Source organism: Nocardia flavorosea (assembly GCF_015477805.1).
GTDB classification, from domain to species: domain Bacteria; phylum Actinomycetota; class Actinomycetes; order Mycobacteriales; family Mycobacteriaceae; genus Nocardia; species Nocardia flavorosea_A.
On sequence record NZ_JADLQL010000001.1, the window covers coordinates 376,525 to 396,489 of the forward strand.

Sequence of the window (19,965 nt, forward strand, 5' to 3'; positions counted from 1 at the left end):
CCGGGCAAGCGGGTAGTCCGTTCACGCCTTCCGCTCGGCCTCGGCCGGTTCGGCATTCTCCGATTCGGCGTATGATCCCCGCTCGTCGCCGGGCAAGGCCGGGACCTCGGGGCGAGCCGTTTCCGCGGCCGGAAGCAGCCGTGGCAGCAGGGTGGAACCGGCGGTGGCACCCGCCGCCGCGGTGGTCGCGACCGACCATCCGATCGGGCCGAGCGGGGTGCAGCCGAAGTAGGCGCCCAGCCCCGGTGTCATGACGACGATCCCCAGCACCGCACCACTGGCGGCGGTGGTGAGCCAGACCAGCGGGCTGCGATAGCCGGCAACCAGAGTCTGCCCCAGCTGGGTACCGATCAGCGCGACCAGTCCGATCGTGTCGGCGCGGCGCTGGGTGCCGGTGTAGCGGCCGACAAGCCATGCGGCCGACGCGCCGGTTGCGGTGGCTACACCGCGGACGGCAATCGTCCGGATCAGATCCGAACCGAGACTGGCAGGGGGAATCGCGGCGAGCTGACGCGCCCGCGCCTCGACCCATTCCGGATCGTCCTGCGGTTCGACACCTTCCTGACCGCCGGCCAGCGCGAGCGCCAGCGCCGGGAACATATCGGTGAGCAGATTGACCAGTAGGAACTGGCGTGTGCCGAGCGGTGCCCGGCCGCCGACCGCGGTCCCGAACAGCGTGAACGCGATCTCTCCCGCGTTACCGCCCACCAGCACCGCCACCGAATCGGCGACCCGCTGCCACATACTGCGGCCTTCGACCAGAGCGTGCAGCAGGGCGCGCGGATCCGGTTCGGTGAGCACCAGGTCGGCGGCATTGCGGGCGGCTGCCGAACCGTGCGCCGCGATACCGATCCCGATGTCTGCGGTGCGGATGGCGGCGGCGTCGTTGCTGCCGTCACCGGTCATGCCCACCACGTGGCCGTTACGCCGCAGCGCCGTGACGATCCCGACCTTCTGCTCCGGGTCGACGCGGGCGAAAACCGTGCTCCGCTCGATCAGCGCGGTCCGGTCGGTCTCATCGAGCTCGTCGAGGTCCGCACCCGTGGTGACCGTATCCACGGTGATCCCGAGCTGCCGGGCGACCGCGGCCGCGGTGACCGGGTGGTCGCCGGTGATCATGCGGACACCGACACCGTTGTCCTGTAATGCGCGAACAAGATAGGGCGTCTGCGGGCGCGGTGTATCGGCTATCCCGAGGAACCCGAGCAGGGTCAGTTCCTCGACGGCGTTCTCCATATCCTGCGGGTGCTCCGGCAGATCACGCCGGGCCACCACCAGTACTCGCAGGCCCTGTTCGGCGAGGTCGTGCAGCGTGGCGTCGGCGCGTTCGCGCAGCTCGTCGGTGAGGACCGGATCCGGTTTCGTACCGGTGCGCACCCGGGTGCAACGCGGCAGCACGACCTCCGGTGCGCCTTTGACCATGAGCCGTAGTTTGCGCGCGGTCTGGCCGAAGGCCGCGGCGTAACCACGGTTGGATTCGAACGGTATCTCGTCGAGGGGATCCCAGCGGTGGGCGTCGGACCCCAGTGTTTCGGCGGCGGCGTCGAGGACGGCACGGTCGGTGGCGTGCAGTACGGGCCCGTCGTCGGGTTCGGGGCAGGCCCGGGCGGCGGCCCGCAACAGCCGCCGCGCCGTGGCGGAATCGCTGTCGGGCTGCCATTGCTCGTCGAGGTCGGCGAGCGCGGTCAGCCGCAATCGGCCCTCGGTGAGGGTGCCGGTTTTGTCGAAACACAATTCGTCGACCCGGCCCAGTGCCTCCACCGCGCGGTTGGCGCGCACCAGCACCCCGTAGCGGGACAGCCGCCGCGCGGCCGCGAGCTGCGCCACCGTCGCCACCAGCGGCAACCCTTCGGGTACCGCGGCGACTGCCACCCCGACACCGTCGGAGATGGCCGCGCGCAAGGTGCGTCCGCGGAGCCCGCCGAGTGCGGTGACGATCGCACCGCCGGTCAGCGTCAGCGGCAGGGCGCGATCGGTGAGCGAACGCAATTGAGCCTGCACGCCGCCCTTGTCCGGCGGTACCGCGCCCGCGGTCGCACGGCCGGCCTGGGTATCGGCTCCGACCGCCACCACCACCGCCACCGCGGAACCGCTGACCACGGTGGTGCCTTCGAAGATGAGGCAGGCCCGGTCGCCGACGACGGCGCCGGGCGTGGCCTCGACCCCCTTGGGCACCGTCACCGATTCACCGGTCAGCCCGGATTCGTCCATTTCCAGATCCTCGGTGCGCAGCAGCCGCGCATCGGCGGGAACCACTTCGCCCGCACGGACGACGAACACATCCCCGATCTCCAGGCAGTCGGCGGGCACCTCGGTACCCGCGGGTTCCGGGTTGGCGATATCCGCCCGGTCGATCACCCGGCCGGTCAGCTGCTCCCCCTCGAGGAGTTCCTGCAATTCGTTCTCCGCCGCCTGCCGCTGGCGAGCGGAGATCATGGCGTTCACGGTGAGAACCGAGGACAGCAGCACGGCATCGGAGGGTGCGCCGAGAATCGCGGTCGCCACCGCGCCCACACCGAGCACCGGAGTGAGCGGGTCGGCCAGCTCCCGCCGCATATGGCCCAGATAGCCGGTGATCGGTGCGAGCGCGTTCGGTATCAACGCACCCCGGCCGGTGGGCTCGTCGGTCTGCCGTTCCGCCGGGCTCGCAGGCTCGGGCAACCGGGACAGCACCTCGTCCGGTTCGAGGGCATGCCAGGGCAGCAGCGGTGCCGGTGCGCCCACCGCGTCCGGCCGGGCGGCCCGCAGCCCGGTCACCGCGCCGTTGAACAATCCCGCGAAATTCGCCGCGATCATCGGCGCGGTACGGGACCGGGCGGCCGGTGCTGCCGCCAGGATCAGCCCGGTGAGGCTGCAAGCCGACAGCGCCAGCGTGCGACCGCGCTCGCTGACCTGCCGCGCCGGCCCGACGGCCGCCAGCGTGCGCCGTACCTGCTCCAGATTCCGGCACAGCAGATCCGCCGACCACGGCACATGGATACCGCCGCCTTCGCAACCGATGAGCCCGATCGCGACATCGGCATGGTCGAGTGCCTTGTGCGCGCGGGTGCTCAGCACCGCCACCGCATGCCCGTCCTGCTGCAGCCGTTCCACATGCGCGCTGAGTGAACCGCGCGCGGAGACGAACTCGTCGGCGAGCCCGCGGAGTTCGGCGGCGTCGCGGTGGCCGGCGAGCACGATACGCAGTCCCGCGCGCCGGGCGGCGGTCAGCACACCGTGCGCCCGCGGATCCAGTTCGCGACCGACCAGTACCTGCCCGACCACTCGGTCACCGTCGCGCAGTTCCCGCTCGACCGGGCGGTTGGTGGTGCCGCCCCGGTCGCGGCTTCCGGAATGCGGATGCACCAGTCGCAGCGGATGGAGTTCGTCGCCGTCGCGATCCGCCAGCTCCCACAGCAACCGCTGCGCGCTGCTCCAGACCCGTGCGTCCGGCCACTCCGGATCGGCGCTCGCTGCCTCGAGGACCACGCGCCGGGTGGTGGCAAGTGATTCGGCGTCGACCACCACCGCCGTCAACCTGTCGAAGCGCCGCCACGCGGCCGGATGCAGCGTCAGTACACCGGCGGCCGCCAGAGTGGTGGATACGGTGGCGGAGTACACTTCCCGCCCGGCCCGCGCGGCTTTCGGCGCACCGAGGATGAGAGCGTCGGCGATATCGCCCGCCCGGCCCAGTCCGGCCAGGGTGGTGGCGCCGGCGAGCGCTGCGGCGGACGTCTCGTCGGCGACTCGCTCCACCGGTCCGCGCGGCATATCGGTGGGCCGGGTGAAACGCGGCAGCGGTTTGTCCACCCGGAAATGGTCGGCATCGACGATATCGGTCTCCCATTCCCGCCACTGTGCGTGCCGGGCCACGGCTTCGGTGAGGGCGAAACCACGCTGGACGGTATCGGCCACCAGATTGGTCACGCCGCCAGCTGCGCCCTCGCCGAGCGCGGCCCCCGCGGCATTGGCCACCGCCAGCAGCAGATCGGTGCGGGTACTGCCGAGTCGCTCCTCGAGATGCCGGCGCACCCGGGGCTGGGCATCGGTGAACGCCGCCACCGAACGCACCCCGCGCATGAACCCGCGCAGCGGCGGCACCGTGCCGGCGGCGGAGATCGCGATCGCGCAGATATCGCCGGCCACCTCGATCGCGGCCGCGATCACCGGTTCCCGGTCCGCCGGGAATTCCACGGCGCGGCTCCAGCCCGCGTCGGCGACGTCGGATTCGCGTTCGACCGCCTCGATCTCGGCCAGTAACCGGTCCAGGTCGGCGCCGCTGGACAACGCCGTCACGATCCGCCCGGTCACCGCGTTGACCCGCCACCACTGCACGCCGCGCAACCGGCCCAGATGCTGTTCCAGTGCGCCGGTGACCGCGGACCGGTGACTATCGTCGAGGCCCTGGACCTCGATCGTCGCCTTGTCCTCCGAGAAGGCGACCCGGCGTTGTGCGCGGCGGTCCCGCGGGTCGAGCAGGGCCGCGAGATCGTCGCGTAGCTCGCTGTTCCGGCCGGGTAACAGTGGCGCGATTCCGGAGGCCAGCGTCGTGGCCATCTTCTCCGCGGTCCGCACGGGGGTTTCCACCACCTGCAGCCCGGTGTCGACGGCCCGCTGGGCGCCCGAACGCATCGCCCCGGTCACCGTGGCGACAGGTGTGGTGATCAGCTGGGGAGACAGGAGTGAACGCACAGTCGGGGCCATACCCGGGCGCTACCCGGCAGACGCCGCCGCAAACGCTGCGAACGGGGTGTCGTAGGGCGCCGATAGTCTCGCCGCATGTCCTCGGCATGGTTACGCGCGAACGCGGTGTCCTGGTCCCTTCCCCAAACCCCCGGCACGCTCGCCGGTGCACTGGCCGATATGGAGTTCGTCCAGGCCGATCCCATTCGGGCGCCGGCGCGTGCCCAGGACCTGATCCTGCGCCAGCGTGTCCGGGGATACCGGGCCGGCGATCTCGACCGCCACTATCGAGAACTCGGTATCGACGAGGACATGGTGTACGCCTACGGCTATATCGTGCCCCGGCTGCGTTCGCTCCTGCACCCGCGCCGCCACCCGCGGGCGACCAACGGTGCCTACCCGCACGACACCCGTTCGGCCGAGGTCCTGGAATTCGTCCGGGAACGTGGGGTCGTGCACCCGCGCGAACTTCAGGAACATTTCGGCCATCGCGGGGTGGTGAACGCCTGGGGCGGTACCTCCTCGGCGACCACCGTGCTCCTCGAGGAGTTGCACCGCTACGGGCTGCTACGGGTAGCCGACCGGGTTTCCGGAGTACGACGCTACGAGCCGGCACCGGCCCCCGCGGAACCGGCGGCCGCGCCGGGTGAACGGCGCCGGGCGCTGGCGCTGCGAATCGCTCGGACCCTGGCGCCCGCGGCGGAATCGACGCTCACCGCGACGGTCAACCGGGCCGTGCGCCCGATCGGCGGCGGCACCGGCTCGGCCACGATCCGGGAACTGCGCACTTCCGGTGAGCTCGCCGGCCGTACGGTCGACGGTGTGCGCTACCTGTGGCCGGCCGATCTGGTACCCACCGACCGCCCGGCACCTGCCCGGGTACGGTTCCTGGCGCCGTTCGACCCGCTGGTCTGGGACCGGAAACGGTTCGGCGCGATCTGGGGATGGGATTACCGGTTCGAGGCCTACACGCCCGCTGCGAAGCGGATCCGCGGCTATTACGCGATGCCCATGCTGTGGCGGGACCGGGTGATCGGCTGGGCCACCTGTACGGGCCCCGGCAGCGAAGTCGAAGTGGGTTTCGCCGACGGCGCGCCCGCGAGCAAAGCTTTTGCGACTGCCTTGGACGCGGAGATCGCCCGGCTCCGGGCCTTTCTGGGACCGAAATGATTCGAGACTCCCACTCCGCGTCGGCCCCTGCACGCCGTAACCTCGCGCATGCCGGCCGGGCGCGCCGGCACCGACATTCGGGCGACGCGCCCGCACACGCGTCCCGGAAGGCTGCCGGATCCCTGCTCGCCGGGCAGCGCCGGGCAGGACGTAACGATCCGGAATGCGCTCCGGCGGGCCGAACCACGGCACCGGAACAAGACCCGTCCAGCGCGACCCGGGCCGGACGGTTGCCCCGGACCCCCGGAAACGCTCCCGTGACCCCGTAAAGTTGCCGCCCACGGTATCCGACGACGAAATACGGCCGCATGCATTCCCCTGGTTCAGCGCTGCAACCGGGCTGCAATCGAGCAACTGGGGAATGTCGGCTGCACACGACTGCCGCACCGCGGGCGTGTCGCGGTCAGCCCGTGTTGCCGCCGCCTGGCACGGCATCGGGCGGGATCGCTCGTACCGGTGGCGTTTGCTGCACCATGTCCCGGGTAGCCGCCCACCGGTCCAGCCCGGCAGCGGGCGCGGTCGCCGGATCGCGCCGTACGCCGGCCGGGGTCAGCGTGTCGGTCGAGGGAGCGGATATGAAAGCTGTGACGTGGCAGGGCAAACGTAATGTTCGGGTGTCCGATGTGGCCGATCCGCGGATCCACCAGCCCGGTGACGCCGTTGTCCGGGTGACCTCCACCGCGATCTGTGGCTCCGATCTGCACCTGTACGAACTGCTGGGCCCGTACATGTCCGCGGGTGATGTGCTGGGGCACGAGGCGATCGGAGTTGTCGAGGACATCGGCCCGGCGGTCACGAATCTCTCGCCGGGCGACCGTGTGGTGGTGCCGTTCCAGATCAGCTGCGGTGGCTGCGTGATGTGCCGGCAGGGGCTGATGACCCAGTGCGAGACGACGCAGGTGCGGGATCAGGGCTGCGGTGCTGCGCTGTTCGGGTATTCCAAGCTCTACGGTCAGGTGCCGGGCGGGCAGGCCGAATATCTGCGGGTACCGCATGCCGATTTCACCCATATCCGGGTGCCCGACGGCCCCGCCGACACCCGGTACCTGTACCTGTCGGATGTACTGCCGACCGCGTGGCAGGCCGTCGAGTACGCCGCTGTACCGGACGGCGGATCGGTGACCGTCCTCGGGCTCGGGCCGATCGGCGAGATGGCGGCGCGGATCGCGCACCATCGGGGGCTCCGGGTGATCGGTGTGGACCTGGTCGCCGAACGCCTGGACCGGGCGGCAGCGCACGGTATCGACACGATCGATCTACGCGCGGTCGGCGGCGGCCTCGCCGACGCGGTACGCGACCGCACCGACGGCCGTGGCTGTGATGCGGTGATCGAGGCGGTCGGTATGGAGGCCCACGGGTCCCCGGTGGCGGCCGTGGCGCAACGCGCTGTGTCGTACCTGCCCGCCGCGGTGGCCGCGCCGGCGATGAACACCGCGGCGGTGGACCGGCTCGCCGCCCTGCATACGGCGATCGATATCGTCCGGCGCGGTGGAACCATCTCGATCATCGGTGTGTACGGCGGCATGGCCGATCCGATGCCGATGCGGGTGCTGTTCGACAAACAGATCCAGTTGCGTATGGGGCAAGCCAATGTGAAGCGCTGGTCCGACGAAATTCTGCCGTTGCTCGACGACAGTGACCCGCTCGGCGTGGAAAACTTCGCCACCCACCACCTTCCGATGTCGGCGGCGCCCGATGCGTATCGCATGTTCCAGGCCAAGGACGACGGCGCGATCAAGATCGTCCTGGATCCCGCTGCGTGACCGGGTTCGCGCCGCGCCGAGCCGGTCACCGCATCACCGCGCGGGCCGCGTTCGATGTGCCCGCGCGCGAACAGGGGGCAATTTGCGACTCAGCGTGAACATGTCTCAGTCCGGGTTGAACTCGGGGACGAAGTGCGCAATACCTATTAGCGGAGTCGCGCTGTCGAGACAGCGCTCGCACGGGACCGAAGGAGACAACTGTGCGCACATTCACCGGCAAGGACGAGGTTCTGGCGGCAGTGGGGGAAACCCTGGGTACCAGCGACTGGGTGGAGGTCACCCAGCAGATGGTCGATCAGTTCGCCGAGGCCACCGGCGATCACCAGTGGATCCATGTCGATCCGGAACGGGCGAAGCGGGAGAGCCCGTTCGGCGGGCCCATCGCGCACGGCTACCTGACCTTGTCGCTGCTGCCCAAGTTCACTTCCCGGATCTTCACCTTCCCCGGCGCCGAACTGGGGATCAACTACGGCTCCAACAAGGTCCGGTTCCCGAGTCCGGTTCCGGTGGGTGCGAAAGTCCGTTCCACCGCCGTACTGGTGGCTGCGGCCGAGGTATCCGGCGGTGCATTGCAGCTGGTCGTGCAGCACACCGTGGAGACCGAGGGCGGCAGCAAACCCGCGCTGATCGCCGAAGTGGTGAGCCGGGTCGTGTTCTGACCCGTGGCACCGGCGCCGATCAGCGATCGGCGTCGGTGAACCGGATGATCCCGCGGATATTGCGGCCCTCGAGCATATCGGTGATCCCCGCGTTGATCTGCTCGAGCGGGTATTCGCGGGTGATCATGTCGCCGAGCCCGAGATCGCCGAGTTTGTAGAGTGCCAGCACCTCCGGGATCAGCAACTGCGGATTCCCGCCGCCGAACAGGGTGCCGCACAGGCTCTTCTGCTGGAACGTCAGCGCCGACAGGTTCATCCGCGGATTGGTTTCCGCGGCGTCACCGGTGGCGGCGAGGACGCAACTACCGGCCTTGGCCGTGATCCGCATCCATTTGGCCAGATCGTGACCGTCGCACCGGCCGACCGCTACGATCACCGTCCGGCACATCTGCCCCCCGGTGATTTCTTCGATCGCGCCGATCGCGGTATCGATATCGGAGTAGGTGTGGGTGGCGCCGAACTTCGCGGCCTGTGTGCATTTGGCCTCGACCGGATCCACCGCGAAGATCCGCCGCGCCCCGGAGATCACGGCGGCCTGTACCGCGGCCGTACCCACCGCGCCGGCGCCGATCACCGCGATATCTTCGCCGGGCCGCACCGTGGCGGTATTGACCACGGCCCCGTATCCGGTGGTGACGCTGCAACTGGCGAGGCAGGCGATATCGAACGGGATCGTGGGGTCGATCTTGACCACCGAACTCTTGTGCACCACCGCATAGGGGGCGAAGGCGCCGATCAGAGAGGTGGGATGCACATCGTGGCCGCGGGCCCGGATACGGAAGGTTCCGTCGGATACGGCGCCCCGGGTGAGCAGCTCCTGTCCGCGGTCGCACAGATTGTGGTGACCCGATAGGCAGGATTGGCATATCCCGCAGGCCGGGATGAAGGAGAACACCACATGATCGCCCACTGCGAGCTGGTCGACTCCCGTGCCCACCTCGACGATCACCCCGGCTCCCTCGTGTCCGCCGAGGATCGGGAACTCGGCGGTGGGGACGTCGCCGCTGGCCAGCCGCTGATCGAACTGGCACAGCCCGGCGGTTTCGACGCGGACTTTGACCTCGCCTTGCTGGGGGTCGCCGATCTCGATCTCCTCGACCGACCACGGCTGCGCGTAATCCCAGATCAAAGCACCCTTGGATTTCATCGGCTTCCCTAACTGTCGCGACGGTCGTGCCCGTGGTCCACGGCAGTACCCAGGTTGCCCGATAATGTCGTTCTCGGAAAGTGTTATATCTAGTTTTCCTACGATTTTCCGCGCGACCGGCCCGAGAACCCGCCGCGGCGCCGCCCGAACGGCACCGCCGCGGGCCGTCGTCAGTACTGGGCCGAACCGAGATCCACCGAGATACTGCCGGCGGTGACGAACCGGGATTCATCGCCGGCCAGCCAGCACACCGCGTCCGCGATGTCCTCCGGCATCGCGATTCCCTCCGGCAGCAGCGCAGTGTTCATCCCGGCCAGCTGACCGTTGGTCTCGGCGGCCCGGGTGAGGGCGCCGACCATATCGCCCGAACCCATCGGCGTGGCCACCGGGCCGGGGGCGACGCTGTTGACCCGGATCGAATGCTTACCGAGTTCGGCGGCGAACGCCCGTGCCATCCCGGTGACGGCATGCTTGCTGGCGGTGTAGTGGACCATGAACGGCTGCATGGCCACCCCGGATGCCGAGCTGATGAGAACGATCGACCCGCCGCGGCCGCCGTCGATGATGTGCTGCGCGCCCGCCATCACCGTATTCCAGGTTCCGGTGACATTGGTGTCGATCACCGCCCCGAACGATTCCGGGGTGATGGTGTCCCAGGGCTCGGGGATGCAGATACCCGCATTGGCCACGATCACATCGAGACGCCCGAACCGGGCGACTCCCTCGTTCACGATGGTGCGCAGCGCCGCGAGGTCGCGGGTATCGGCGACGGCGGCGAGGATCTTGCCGCCCGCGTCCGCCACCAGGCGCACGGTTTCGTCGAGATCGTCCGGGGTCGCGGAATCATAGGGCACCGTGGGCGGCAGCGGTGCGCACAGATCGACCGCGATGATATCGGCGCCCTCCGCCGCGAGTCGTTGCGCGTGAGCGCGGCCCTGGCCGCGCGCCGCCCCGGTGACGAAAGCTACCTTGCCGGATAGTCGAGCGCTCACTTGCTCTACTCCTGTCGTACGGGAAACGTCCGGCCATTGTGAGCCGACGGGAGGCCCACGCGCACCGGCCGGGCGCCCTGGGGACACCGGCGGGGCGGCCCGTGCAACGCGGCGGATGCCAGGGCTCCCTACTCCGCCAACGCTTTCAGTGCGATCTCGGCCAGCTCGGGCCGGCAGATGATCAGGTCGGGCAGGTATGGATCGGGCCGGTTGTAGCGCAGCGGGGACCCGTCGAGCCGGGAGACATGAAGTCCGGCCGCGCGCGCGACGGCGACCGGGGCGCAGGAATCCCATTCGTACTGTCCGCCCGAATGGGCGTAGATATCGGCCGTACCGCGCACGACCGCCATCGCTTTCGCCCCGGCCGACCCCATCGGCACCTCGGTGGCCGACAGGCGGGCCACGAGCCGGCGCACTTCGAACGAGGGGCGGCTGCGTGACAGTGCCACCCGTACGGTGCCCGGGGGCGGCGGCGGTGCCGGCACCGGTGGCCGGCCGGTGTGCAGGGTCTGGCCCGCGGCCGGTAGCGCGACGGCGCCGGCCACGGGTTCGCCGTCGACTGCCAGCGCCACGTGCACCGCCCAGTCCGACCGCCCCGGTTCGCCGAATTCGCGGGTGCCGTCGAGCGGGTCGACGATCCACACCCGGGATTGTTCGGTGCGGGCCGGGTCGTCGGGGGATTCCTCGGAAAGCACGGCGTCCGCCGGCCGGAACTCTGCCAAGCGGTCGAGCAGCAGGCGATTGGACCGCTGGTCACCGACTCGGCCGCCGAGTTCGCGGATCGACAGGAGAAGTTCGCCGGCTTCTTCGGCCAGGCTTGCGGCGAGGGTGTGGTCGTCCATGGGGATCCTTCCTGGCAGGCGCTGCCGTCCGGATCCATATAACACGCTACGTCCGGCGATCTCGTCGCGCGGTGCCCGCGGCCGGCGGCGGTGCGGCCCGTGTCCGGCCGGGGCCGGCGGCCGGTACGGGCGCGGCGGGCCGGCGTCAGTAGGCCATGAACAGGATCTGATCCCGGGTGTAGTCGTGGCCGGGGTGGTTCTCGGTCAGGTGTTTGCGCACGTTGTCGACGAGTTCGTCCTCGTTCGCGCCGGTCAGGTGTTCACCGCAGGGGCAGTTCAGCTGGGTTTTCATCGGGGATCCTTTCGTCATGGGAAACAACGCCGCTCAGCGTAGTAGCCGCGGCGCCGCCGTGCCGACCGATCAGGCCCGGTGTACCGGCAGTCGTTTGATGCCGTGGACGAAATCGCTGTGCACGTACTCCGGTGTTCCGAGTACCACGTCGGGGACGCGGGTCAGCAGCTCGTGAAACAGCAGCCGCAACTGCATTCGGGCCAGCCAGGCTCCCAGACAGAAATGGGCGCCGCCGCCCCCGAAGCCGGAATGCGGATTCCGGGTTCGGGTGATATCGAAGATATGCGGATCGTCGAGTGCGGTCTCGTCACGATTGGCCGAACAATAGAACAGTACGAGTTTTTCACCGGCCCGGACCCGGGTGCCCGCGACTTCGGTATCGGTCACCGCGTGGCGGGCGAAATGCAGTACCGGTGTCGACCATCGGATGAATTCCTCCACCGCGCCACCGATTCGCCCATCGAAATCCTCCAGCAGCCATTCCCGCTGCGCCGGCCGGTCCACCAGCGCCTGGAACGCATGGGAGGTGGCCTGTTTGGTGGTGTCGTTACCGGCCGAGGCCAGTAGCACCATGAACGCCCCGATTTCCTCGTCGGTGAGCCGGTGGCCGTCGACCTCGGCGGCGACGATGGCGGACATGAGATCGTCGCGCGGCTCGGCTCGGCGTACGCGGGCCAGATCGGTTCCGGCGCGGTGCAGAATCTCGAACTGCGCCATGAAGAATTCCGCGCGTTCCGCGAGAGCGGCATATTCCTCGTCGCTGGAGCCGAACATGGCCTCGGCGGCCTGCGCGACCGCATCGCGTTCGGCCGGATCGATGCCGATCATCTCCGAAATAGTGCGCATCGGAAGCTTCCGCGACACGCTTTCCACGAAATCCACCGGCGCGCCCGAGGACAGATCGGTGAGGAATTCGCCGACGATTTCGGCGGCATCGGCCCGTATCCGGGATTCGATACGGCGGACTTGTTTCGGCGTGAACGCCGAACTGATCAGGCGCCGGTAGCGGGTGTGCTGCGGCGGATCCATGGTGAGGAAGAACGTGGTGGGCCGCTGTAGTTCGATGGGCATCGGGTCCATGCTGATACCCAGGCTCGAGGTGAACAGCTCGGGATGCCGGCTGACGAAGGCGATATCGTCGTACCTGGTCACCGCCCAGTAGCCGGGCTCGGCGTGGGGGTACAACGCGGGCGGCGGTGCATGCCAGGTGAGCCCGGGTTCGGTACGCAATTGCGCGAACACCTCGTCGCGGGCGGGGAAATCGCGGGCCCAGAAGGCGGGCTGGGAAATATCGAGCCGGTGGTAGCGGCGCGGTGTGGCGGGCGCGCTGTCGATAGGGCTCATGAGCGGCTCCGAGCTCGGTGATCCATGGTGCGCGCGGAACGGCCGAATGCGCGCGAGTCGTAGGACTACTCTAGAGCGCCGCCTCATCCCGGGCGGCGGCTTCCGGCGAATCCAGATGCGCCCGGCGCACTCGGTGCAGGAAGTCGTCCAGCGGTGCTTCGTCCGGGGTCGGCGGTAATGCGGTGGCGGCGGTATCGAAGCGATACTCGTAGTCGGCGAGGAGCCGGTGCACGGATCCGGCGCCGGGATCCGCCGCGGCCGCGGCGCCCAGCGCGTGGTAGCGGTCGGGATCGGGAACGCGGATCGGCAGCCGGCCCGTGGTGTAGAGCTCGTAGCCTTGCCACAGCAGGCGCATGGTGTGGCGGGCGTGCTTCGCCCGGCGAGCGGCGGAGGCCGGCGGCCGCGGGCCGGCCAGTCGCCGGAACTGGCTGGTGGCATACCCGAAGAAGGCATCGCGCACCCGGGTCGCGGACAGGAAGCAGGCCCGCAACCCGACCAGTTCCCGGCCGAAGGCGGATTCCGCGGTATAGCCGTCGAGCCACAGGATTTCGGTCGCGGTGGGGTTGCACGAGAGCATCAGCCGCATGGCCTTGCCGATTTCGTGATAGGTCGCGTCGGCGCCGTCGCGGCCCTGCCGGGTCTGGCGGCTCGGCGGGTGCAGGCCGAGTAGATTCCGGGTCGGCTCCACATAGATCCCGGCGTAGTCGATATCGCTGGCGGGACCGGCCAGGCCGTAGGCCGTCGAACCGACCACTCCCTCGAGCAGCAGATCCTTCGTGTGGTCCATCGGTGATCCTCCTCGTCACCCCGGCCGATCGCCGCAACCGGTCGCGCGAGCACACCTGTTGCGGCGCGTACCCCGACGTGATCATGTCGCACCGGACGCGTTGTGGCCAGCGATTTTCCATTCGCTACCGGTGCGGCCGAACGCAATCGGAATCTTTTTGTGGATGTTTCCGCAGCCGGCGATGAATTCGCGGCGGGCCGGCCGTCACCACTGTCGAGCCCTACCTGTCGAGATCGCACCACACCACAACCGGACAGAGAGAAAACCGATGCCAGATTCGTCGTTCAGCACGCCGGAGCCCGGCCGCCCCCCGGTCGGGGCCGATACTTCGCGGGCGGGTATCGCCCGTGTCTACGATGCGAGCCTGGGCGGCAAGGACAATTTCGAGGCCGACCGCCGGGCTCTCGACGCGGTCCTGGAGATCGCGCCGGGTATGTGCTCGGTCGCGCGCCGGAACCGGGCCTGGCTGCGCCGGGTGCTGCGGTACCTGGCGGGGGTCGTCGGCGTGGAACAATTCCTGGATGCCGGTGCCGGTCTGCCCACCGTGAGCAATACCCATGAGATCGCCCAGCTGGTGAACCCGTGGGCGCGAGTGGTGTACCTGGACAACGATCCGATGGTCAGCGCGCACGGCCGGGTGCTGCTGGAAACCAACGAAGACACCGTCTATCTGCACGGCGATCTCACCGACCCCGCTGTGCTCGCAGGCGATTCGGCGGTCTGGCGGTATCTGGACCGGGACCGTCCGGTCGCGGTGATCCTGGGCGCTGTACTGCACCACCTGCCGGATGCCGCGGATCCGGCAGGCATCGTGGCCCGGGTGGTGGATGCGGTGAGTCCGGGGTCGTATGTGGCGATCACGCACTTCTGGGATCCGGGGGTGGATTCGCCGGATCACGCACTCGCGCGCGAGGTGGAGCGGCGGTTCGTCGAGAAGGGACTGGGTTCGGGCTGGAACCGGAGCCGGGCGGAGATCGAATCCTTTTTCGCGGGACTGGAATTGGTCGAACCGGGCGTGGTTCAGCTCGACGAATGGTGGCCGTCGGGGCCGGCGCATCCGCCGGCCACCGCCGAGGAGCGTTTGATTCTGGGCGGGGTGGGCCGCAAGGGCGGTCTCACAGTGGTGCGGTAGAGGGCGGCCGGCGTCACACCGCAGCGAATAATTCTATTCTCTTCATAGGAGAATTATCCTAGGCTTGCGCAGGACCGGCCGTCCGGCGGTATGCGGCCGAGCGCAACGCCGGGACGGCATGACACCCGCCGGAACTGGAGAGATGTGGTGATCTCGTCGAACCGACCGTGGACGGTGGCCGAGGCGCCCGGACAGTCGGGCCGTAAATCGGGCGGCGGCTGTGGGTGGTGGCCGAGGAACTGACCGGCGTGCAATTCACCGTCCGTACGACACCGGGCGAAACCGCCGCTGCACATCTCCCGGTTGCTGTGGAGAAAGCGGCCGGCGAAGCAGCAGCGCCCCACCGGCCCCGGTAGCCGGGCCGGTGGGGTCGGGACACATCGGCGCGGGGGTGCCCCGGCCGCCGGACAGGTGGTCGAACGAGGCGGTGGTGTGCTCACCGGCGGCGGATCAGGCCTTCCTGCAGGGTGGTCGCGCACAAACGCCCGGAACGGTCGAGGATTTCGCCGTGGGCGAGTCCGCGTCCTCCACCGGCCCATCGGCCGTGCTGGTCGTGCAGGAACCAGTCGTCGACCCGTAGTGGCGCGTGGAACCAGATCGAGTGGTTGACGGTCGCCACCTGAAGATCGCGGTCGCGCAGTTCTTCGCCGTGCGGGCCGGTGGCCGCCGAGAGCAGCAGCAGATCGCTCAGATACATAAGGCAGGCCGCCTGCTCGAGCTGGACGTCGGGAACCGGTGTCCGCGTACGTAACCACACCCGCTGCCGGGCCGGGGACACCGCACCTCGCATGGCCTGCGCGCGGGCCGGCAATTCCGGGAAACGGGCCTCGATGCCGAGTGCTTCGAGGAAGGTCGACGTCCATTTCAAGGCATCGGGGTAGCCGGCGAAAGCCGCGGCGATATCGGGTAACTCCTCGGGCCCGGGGGCATCGAGAGCGGCCACCTGGTGTTCGAGACCTTCTTCGGTGCGATGGAAGGAGGCGAGCATCGTGAAGATCACCCGGTCTTTCTGGACCGCCTCGACCCGCCGGGTGGAGAACGTACCGCCGTCGCGCACCGGTTCCACCACGAATTCGGTGGGGACGGTGGTGTCACCGGGCAACAGGAAGTAGGTCTGCGCGGAATGGATCGGCCGATCCGCGGGCGCGGTGTAACCGGCGGCCAGCACGGCCTGGCCCGCGACTTCACCGCCGTAGCTGCGCCGGGCGGGGCCGTCGTGGGTACGTCCACGGAAGCGGTATTCGCCGACGCGTTCGAGGGCGAGCCGATCGGCCACCGATTCCGCGCGGCGCACGGTTTCCGGACTCATGGCTACCTCCAGTGTGGCGATACGCGGCCATGAGCCGCGGTGTTCGTGTGGGTCGGGATAGCCGGTCGTTCCGGTGTGGTGCGCGCTCTGCGGACGTACCGCCACAGGCGGACAGGCCGCAGAGCGGAACGCCGCGCGCCGACCGGGGTCGGATCGTCACGCTGCGGAACGTCCCCGGGACGGTGACCGGGAGCGAGCGCGCCCGGTGCGCGGTCGGAAATTCCGGTTCGCGGCCTTCCCCGGTGTACCCACGGGCGGCGCTGCGGACGGGCCGGCCGTCCGCAGCGGTGCCGGCGATTCACTTGGGCGCGAACCGCATCCCGGCGTCCAGACGCAGGCACTGGCCGTTGAGCATCGCGTTGTCGACGATGGCACAGGCCAGCTTCGCGTATTCCTCCGGCCGGCCCATTCGCTTCGGGAAGGCGTTGCCCGCGACCAGCGGCGTCACCATTTCTTCCGGTACCCCGGCGAGGATGCCGGTATCGAACAGGGAGGGCGCGATGGCCAGCACGCGGACCCCGACCGACCCCAGATCGCGGGCCATGGTCAGCGCCATTCCGGCGATACCGGCCTTGGCCGCGGTATAGGCGACCTGCCCGATCTGTCCTTCGAACGCAGCGATGGAGGCCGTGTTGACGATGACACCGCGCTCCCCGTCGGCGTTCGGCTCACCCTGGCTCATATGCCAGGCCTGCAGACGGTTGAGGTTGAAGGTGGAGATCAGGTTCAGGTTGATGATCTGCTGGAAGGATTCCAGATCGTGCGGTCCGGTTTTGGACAGCGTGCGCTTGGCGATGCCGCCGCCGGCGGTGTTGACCGCGATGTCGAGGCCGCCGAGTTGTTCCACCGCTTCGGCGAGTACCGATTCGACACCGGCGTGATCGGTGACATCGGCTTCGAAGAAGGAACCACCGAGGTCGGCGGCAACCTTGCTGCCCTCACTGGCGGTGCGGTCGACGACGACGACCTTCGCGCCGCGGGCGGCAAGCAATTCGGCGCTGGCCCGGCCCATTCCGGAGGCGCCTCCGACGACGACTGCACGTGCTCCCTGAATCTCCATATTTCCTGTCTTTCTCGGTGTACGGCACCGGCCATCGATCGCCGATGGGGCCGGTTACGTTATATCCGCCCGGTGAGTCCGCGCCCAAGTATTTCGCAGAAGTCTCAGTGAAACTGCTGCTCAACCATTCAGTCGACGGGTGTGCGATCGAGTGGGTACCTGGCCGCAACGCGATCGCGATCGCCGTAGTGGAAACAGATCACCAGATCGTCGGCGACCTGGATCAGCAGATCCCGGCCCTCCACGGCGCCGACCCATTCGCTCGGCACCGCGGCCAGCCCGTACCCGGCGCCGAGCAGATTGCCGGTCACCGCGCCGGTGGAATCGGAATCGCCGGAATGGTTCACCGCCGCCAGCAGCGCACCCCGCACATCGCCGGTGTGCTGCGCGGACAACGCGCAGTAGACGGCCACCGCGAGACATTCCTCGGCAATCCAGCCCTGGCCGGCCTGTTCGACCCCGGTGGCAGACGCGGGATCGGAAGCGGCCAGAGCCACCGCGCGTTCGAGTGCGGCGATCGTTTCCTCCGCGCCGGCGATCGTGCGCAGCCGCGCCACGACCTCCTGTACCGCCGTGGGGAGTTCCACACCCTGGATTGCCTGGTCGACGAGCGCCGCGAACGCACCGGCGGACAGATAGCCGGTGGGATGGCCGTGGGTGAGCTGGCCGCACCGGGCCGCAAGGTCGAAAGCGGCGCTCGGACCGGCGGCGATCAACCCGAACGGCGCCGAGCGCATCACCGTCCCGCAGCCCTTGGAGTGCGAATTCACCGGCCCTTCGGTGCCGAACGCCCGCGGCGGCAGTAATTCGGCGGACTGCCGGCGCAGCCCGGTCATACACGCGTTGCCCGGTGCCCGGACGGCGTAGAGGAACCGGTGCGCCGCCAGCCATCCGTCGGGTTCGGGTGCCGGCCCCGGCGACTGCTGCGTCTGCAGCCACCGCAGATAGGCACGGCGCAGCGCCGGAACCGCATCGCTGCCGGCCGGGCAGCGCAACAGGCCCTCGGCAGTGAACAACGTCATCTGGGTGTCATCGGTGATCGCGGCCGGCGCCCCCGGCTCGGGTCCGGGCAGGAACCCGGTGACTCCGGGTTCGCCGTACCGGCGCAGGATTTCGGTCCGGGACAGGAATTCGATCGGCCAGCCGAGAGCATCCCCGACGGCGCCACCCACCAGAGCCCCGCGGACCTTGTCGACGAGTATCTCGTTATCACGCACGATCGCCGATCCTTCCAGTCACGACCGTTGCGGGCCACCGTGTTTCGCTGCGCCGGTCGAACGGTGCGACCGGACGATGCAGCGCCCGCGCCGGGCCGCGCCGAGTGTGGGGCGCGCTGCCCCGCCTGTCTTCGGCGCCGGTCCGCCGGACCCGCGACTTCGACGGCCGCCCGGCCGATTCCCGGCGCTGCGTTGCACCAACCGGTGGGGAGGTTCAACCGGAGCGTGGGCACGGCCGGAGCCGCAGGGCGTCCTGTCCTCCGGAAACCGCTGGACGAGTTCCGGCAGGCGTGGGCGCCCAGCGCATGCCTCCGGCCTGCGAGTCATGCCGTGGCCTGTAGATGATGCGCGGACATCCCCACTTCCGCCGGGCTCGAACCTACGAGCATCTTCTTGAACGCGGCCTGTTCCCGCAGCCCCCGCTCCTCGGCGTGCTGCCGGGCGGCCGGGCTGATCCGGGTGGCGGCGCTGCGCGCGAGGTTGACCGGTACCCGCAGCAGCGGATACCACGGCGGCATATAGGGCCACAGGCCGAGTTTGCGCATGGCGCGCGGCCCCAGGTACATGCTGGAGATCGACAGGTGCTGGGCGCGGGCGATCCGGCCACGCAACCACGGCAGGTTCGGATAGTTCCAGGTGAGCGGATCGTTGGCCATCGGCAACGCGAGTTGACGGGTGGTCTCGTCGGGGTTCGTGATGGCGGTCATGGTGTGGTACAGAATCCGGACACTGTCGCGGAATCCGGTCGGCAGCCACTCGTCGGCGACACCCATCAGCCGGCCCACATAGCGTGCGAGATGGGCCGCGGCCTCGCGGTCGGCGCGGGAGGGCACGATCCCCATCACCAGTCCGCCGACGAACGGGGCGATGAGCGCGCCGACCAGGGTTGCGGCCATATCCGTCTGGTTGATCGGCACACCCCATGCGCGCTGATCCCAGTCGGGCATGGCGCCGACGTGCCGGCGGACGAGCGAGTGCACGAACCGTATGTGCAGGGTGGAGCGGTAACCGGGCTCGAACTTGCCCATCCCGTTCTGGACATCGAGCGCCCACTGCATCGTCTCGGCGAACCGCTGGGCGGGTCCCTTCTCGAGGGCGCCGGTGCGCAGCAGGGTCTTGTTGAATCCGGATGCCAGATAGCCGCCGAGGAAGGAGACGTCCCGGGCCAGATACAGCCCGTCGTAGCCGCCGCGGCGCAGGACCTGTTCGCCGCGGCGCAACATGTCCTCGTCCAGCCACTCCGGGAGGGTTTCGACGGCGGTGAAGAACTCGCGCAGGGGCTGCGGTGCGTCCGGAACGGAATCGATACCGCCGGCCACGGCCTGCTCGAACATGGGCCGGGTCGTGGCCATGCCGGTGCCGATCATCCAGTCGACCAGAGTATCCATCGGCTCGTCGCCGATCAGCAGTGATTCACCCATATCCGCCCAGCGCCGGGCGTCGGGTGCCCCGATGCCCATCAACACGGCGAACGGTTTCAATCCCGGGACTGCCACCGGACCGGCGGGATGCCGGGTGGGGATATCGGCACCCGCGTCTACAGAACCCATGAAACGAATGTATTGAGTGCGTTACATTGTGTCAATGAT

Annotated in this window: 15 protein-coding genes; 4 read left to right on the forward strand and 11 right to left on the reverse strand. The window is 69.1% G+C overall.

The window, feature by feature from the left end:
- Window positions 1–21: 21 nt before the first annotated feature.
- Window positions 22–4,683, reverse strand: a complete 4,662-nt coding sequence (locus tag IU448_RS01780; protein WP_195053737.1) for a cation-translocating P-type ATPase — start codon at window positions 4,681–4,683, stop codon at window positions 22–24.
- Window positions 4,684–4,758: 75 nt separating this feature from the next.
- Between IU448_RS01780 and IU448_RS01785 the strand changes: the two genes are divergently transcribed.
- The 3 genes from IU448_RS01785 to IU448_RS01795 all read left to right on the forward strand — a co-directional run bounded on the left by IU448_RS01785 (window position 4,759) and on the right by IU448_RS01795 (window position 8,254).
- Window positions 4,759–5,832 carry a DNA glycosylase AlkZ-like family protein gene (locus IU448_RS01785; protein ID WP_195053738.1) on the forward strand — a complete coding sequence of 358 codons (1,074 nt, stop codon included), beginning with the start codon at window positions 4,759–4,761 and terminating at the stop codon, window positions 5,830–5,832.
- 575 nt (window positions 5,833–6,407) lie between these two features.
- Window positions 6,408–7,595 (forward strand): alcohol dehydrogenase catalytic domain-containing protein, encoded by a 1,188-nt coding sequence (locus IU448_RS01790; protein ID WP_195053739.1) that lies wholly within the window; start codon window positions 6,408–6,410, stop codon window positions 7,593–7,595.
- A 200-nt stretch (window positions 7,596–7,795) separates the two neighbouring features.
- Window positions 7,796–8,254, forward strand: coding sequence for a MaoC family dehydratase (locus tag IU448_RS01795; RefSeq protein WP_195053740.1), 459 nt, complete (start codon window positions 7,796–7,798; stop codon window positions 8,252–8,254).
- A gap of 19 nt (window positions 8,255–8,273) precedes the next feature.
- Here the strand turns inward: IU448_RS01795 and IU448_RS01800 are convergent, their stop codons facing one another.
- The 6 genes from IU448_RS01800 to IU448_RS01825 form a co-directional block, all read right to left on the reverse strand.
- On the reverse strand, window positions 8,274–9,401 hold the full coding sequence (locus tag IU448_RS01800; protein ID WP_195053741.1) for an NDMA-dependent alcohol dehydrogenase: 1,128 nt from the start codon (window positions 9,399–9,401) through the stop codon (window positions 8,274–8,276).
- A 170-nt stretch (window positions 9,402–9,571) separates the two neighbouring features.
- Window positions 9,572–10,393: a mycofactocin-coupled SDR family oxidoreductase gene (locus IU448_RS01805; protein ID WP_195053742.1), complete on the reverse strand. Its 822-nt coding sequence runs from the start codon at window positions 10,391–10,393 to the stop codon at window positions 9,572–9,574.
- A 128-nt stretch (window positions 10,394–10,521) separates the two neighbouring features.
- Window positions 10,522–11,235, reverse strand: a complete 714-nt coding sequence (locus IU448_RS01810; protein ID WP_195053743.1) for a 3'(2'),5'-bisphosphate nucleotidase CysQ — start codon at window positions 11,233–11,235, stop codon at window positions 10,522–10,524.
- Between the two features lie 145 nt (window positions 11,236–11,380).
- Complete coding sequence (locus tag IU448_RS01815; protein ID WP_195053744.1) at window positions 11,381–11,527, reverse strand: DUF1059 domain-containing protein; 147 nt, start codon at window positions 11,525–11,527, stop codon at window positions 11,381–11,383.
- A gap of 69 nt (window positions 11,528–11,596) precedes the next feature.
- Window positions 11,597–12,871, reverse strand: a complete 1,275-nt coding sequence (locus IU448_RS01820) for a cytochrome P450 (protein WP_195053745.1) — start codon at window positions 12,869–12,871, stop codon at window positions 11,597–11,599.
- Window positions 12,872–12,941: 70 nt separating this feature from the next.
- Window positions 12,942–13,658, reverse strand: coding sequence for a DNA polymerase beta superfamily protein (locus tag IU448_RS01825; RefSeq protein WP_195053746.1), 717 nt, complete (start codon window positions 13,656–13,658; stop codon window positions 12,942–12,944).
- A 268-nt stretch (window positions 13,659–13,926) separates the two neighbouring features.
- On the opposite strand from IU448_RS01825, the gene IU448_RS01830 reads away from it, so the two are divergent.
- On the forward strand, window positions 13,927–14,790 hold the full coding sequence (locus IU448_RS01830; RefSeq protein ID WP_195053747.1) for an SAM-dependent methyltransferase: 864 nt from the start codon (window positions 13,927–13,929) through the stop codon (window positions 14,788–14,790).
- A gap of 436 nt (window positions 14,791–15,226) precedes the next feature.
- Here the strand turns inward: IU448_RS01830 and IU448_RS01835 are convergent, their stop codons facing one another.
- The 4 genes from IU448_RS01835 to IU448_RS01850 form a co-directional block, all read right to left on the reverse strand.
- A complete protein-coding gene (locus tag IU448_RS01835; RefSeq protein ID WP_195053748.1) occupies window positions 15,227–16,099 on the reverse strand; it encodes an acyl-CoA thioesterase in 873 nt (290 codons plus the stop codon).
- 298 nt (window positions 16,100–16,397) lie between these two features.
- Window positions 16,398–17,159, reverse strand: a complete 762-nt coding sequence (locus tag IU448_RS01840; protein WP_195053749.1) for an SDR family NAD(P)-dependent oxidoreductase — start codon at window positions 17,157–17,159, stop codon at window positions 16,398–16,400.
- Window positions 17,160–17,287: 128 nt separating this feature from the next.
- The gene (locus IU448_RS01845) at window positions 17,288–18,376 is read right to left on the reverse strand and encodes an ADP-ribosylglycohydrolase family protein (RefSeq protein WP_324188482.1); all 1,089 of its coding nucleotides are present in this window, start codon (window positions 18,374–18,376) and stop codon (window positions 17,288–17,290) included.
- A gap of 323 nt (window positions 18,377–18,699) precedes the next feature.
- Window positions 18,700–19,926: an oxygenase MpaB family protein gene (locus tag IU448_RS01850; RefSeq protein WP_195053750.1), complete on the reverse strand. Its 1,227-nt coding sequence runs from the start codon at window positions 19,924–19,926 to the stop codon at window positions 18,700–18,702.
- Between the last annotated feature and the right edge of the window lie 39 nt (window positions 19,927–19,965).